1 protein-coding gene is annotated in these 402 nt (G+C 66.4%); it reads left to right on the plus strand.

The genetic code is table 11. The features are described 5' to 3' along the window. A partial coding sequence (locus I6F37_RS43035; RefSeq protein ID WP_276573836.1) for a Glu/Leu/Phe/Val dehydrogenase occupies window positions 1–402 on the plus strand: 402 nt, incomplete at both ends.

Here is a 402-nt window from a genome sequence, read left to right on the forward strand (position 1 = left end):
ATCCGGGGATGCGTCTCGTCCTGCGTGAGCCACGGCGCGAGTTCACCGTCCACTTCCCGGTCCACATGGATGACGGGTCGGTCAAGGTCTTCACCGGCTATCGCGTCCAGCACAACCTGGGCCGTGGCCCGGCCAAGGGCGGCATCCGCTACCACCAGGACGTCAGCCTCGACGAGGTCAAGGCCCTCGCGATGTGGATGACCTGGAAGTGCGCGGTCGTGGGCATCCCCTACGGCGGCGGCAAGGGCGGCGTCATCGTCGATCCCAAGCAGCTGAGCATGAAGGAGCTGGAGGGCCTGACCCGCCGCTTCTTCACCGAGATCGAGGTCCTGGTCGGCCCCGAGAAGGACATCCCGGCCCCGGACGTCAACACCAACGCCCAGATCATGGCCTGGATGATGG

The sequence above is a fragment of the Bradyrhizobium sp. NBAIM08 genome (assembly GCF_020193935.1).
GTDB lineage: Bacteria > Pseudomonadota > Alphaproteobacteria > Rhizobiales > Xanthobacteraceae > Bradyrhizobium > Bradyrhizobium yuanmingense.